Here is a 455-nt window from a genome sequence, read left to right on the forward strand (position 1 = left end):
ACTATGGCGGTCATTAACACTAACAGCCTGTCTCTGCTGACTCAGAACAACCTGAACAAATCCCAGTCTTCTTTAGGCACCGCCATTGAGCGTTTGTCTTCCGGTCTGCGTATCAACAGCGCAAAAGATGATGCAGCGGGTCAGGCGATTGCCAACCGTTTCACTTCTAACATCAACGGTTTGACTGTAGCGGCACGTAATGCCAACGACGGTATTTCACTGTCTCAGACCGCTGAAGGCGCGTTGGGCGAAATCAACAACAACTTGCAACGTGTACGTGACCTGACTGTTCAGGCGCAAAACAGCTCTAACTCAGCTTCAGATATCGACTCTATTCAGTCTGAAGTTAACCAGCGCATGGAAGAAATCAACCGTGTAACCAAGCAAACTGATTTCAACGGCATCAAAGTATTGGATAACCGTACTGCAACGGATTCAAGCTATGATTTCCAGGT

The 455-nt window shown here is 47.7% G+C and carries 1 protein-coding gene; it reads left to right on the forward strand.

The window, feature by feature from the left end; translation table 11 throughout:
• Positions 1-3: 3 nt before the first annotated feature.
• Positions 4-455, forward strand: a 452-nt coding sequence (locus tag FTB31_RS06400; RefSeq protein ID WP_455436025.1) for a flagellin N-terminal helical domain-containing protein, incomplete at its 3' end; no start/stop codon positions are given.

It is taken from the genome of Yersinia proxima (genome assembly GCF_902170785.1).
GTDB lineage: Bacteria > Pseudomonadota > Gammaproteobacteria > Enterobacterales > Enterobacteriaceae > Yersinia > Yersinia proxima.